This window comes from Hufsiella arboris (genome assembly GCF_009834875.1).
Taxonomy (GTDB): domain Bacteria; phylum Bacteroidota; class Bacteroidia; order Sphingobacteriales; family Sphingobacteriaceae; genus Hufsiella_A; species Hufsiella_A arboris.
Window position 1 is genome coordinate 1 of record NZ_WVHT01000035.1, and the last position, 1,278, is coordinate 1,278.

The 1,278-nt window shown below is 40.1% G+C and carries 1 protein-coding gene; it reads left to right on the forward strand.

Annotated features, from left to right (window positions below; all coding sequences use genetic code 11):
• The first annotated feature begins 229 nt into the window (after positions 1-229).
• Complete coding sequence (locus tag GS399_RS20530; protein WP_160846534.1) at positions 230-1,237, forward strand: IS110 family RNA-guided transposase; 1,008 nt, start codon at positions 230-232, stop codon at positions 1,235-1,237.
• Positions 1,238-1,278 lie beyond the last annotated feature (41 nt).

Here is a 1,278-nt window from a genome sequence, read left to right on the forward strand (position 1 = left end):
GCAATCCCTTAGGTTTGAAAAGTGATAAAAAGTCAAGAAATTACGGATTACCAATAACCTTAATGACGGAGGTGAACTATGCGTCGCGATCTAGATTGGCGATCTAAAACCCGTATCAGACCTCCGTCATTTTGTTGAACAAGAACTATATAGAATTATAGTCTTCAAGGACTTTTAAGGGATTCAGTTTTATTCAACAGCAAGGTTATTTTCACTAAAACCTAAAGTTATGAATTACAAACTATTTGCTGGGATTGACATCTCAAAAAAGAAAACAGATGTTGTGTTTTTCTTAAGCCAGGCACCCGATCAGGCGTATCATCAATGCTTTGAAAACAACAAAAAAGGTTGCCTGGAAATGCTGAACTGGATCGCTTCATTAACCGCTGTATCATTTCAGGAGATGCTGTTTTGTGCGGAAGACACAGGGCTTTACACCCTTCCTCTATGTACCTTCTTCAGCCAACAGCAGGGCAAGTTATGGATCGAGAATCCGTTGAGATTGAAGCGGTCATTAGGGCTTAAAAGAGGAAAGTCTGATAAGGCAGATGCCCTGCAAATTGCCCAATACGCATTTCTTCATCGTAGCAAGGCAATATTGTATCAGTTACCCAGTAAAACGCTGACCACACTTAAAAACCTTATTTCGTGCAGGAAACAGTTGCTTAAACATCAAACTGCGTTGAAAAGTACTTGTACAGAATTGAATGCATTTGATAAGGAAACGGCAAGCTTTACCTTGAAAATAAGAGCAGCCCTGATCAAAGAGCACCGGGCGAAGATCCGTCTCATCGATGAAAAGTTATTAGTAATTATTCGGGAGGATGCCAAACTCCAAAGACAATACCAGCTGGTTAAATCCGTGCATGGCATCGGCGTTCAAACTGCTATGTTGATCGTTGTCACCACCCAAGGGTTTACCTTATTTACAGATTCTCGCAAGTTTGCCTGTTATTGCGGTTTGGCGCCATTTGAAAATTCTTCCGGCAGTTCGCTCAAAGGAAAGTCTAAAGTCAGTCATTTAGCCAATAAGAAATTAAAGGCTTTATTAACGATGTGCGCCTTAAATACCATTAAAAAAGACAATGAGTTTAAGCGTTATTATGATCGCCGAATGAAAGAAGGCAAGCATCATTCTTCTGTATTAAACGCTCTCAGAAGCAAATTAGTGAGCCGAGCTTTTGCAGCGGTTTTAAACGACAGGCCTTACATAAAAGAATATCACCAAGCCGCGTAAATAATCGCCTTTTTTCTTGATTTTTCCATAGAATACGGGTT

Excerpts from the sequence above, each read along its gene's own strand:
- GS399_RS20530 (WP_160846534.1), top strand. The coding sequence starts at position 230 with ATGAATTACAAACTATTTGCTGGGATTGACATCTCAAAAAAGAAAACA.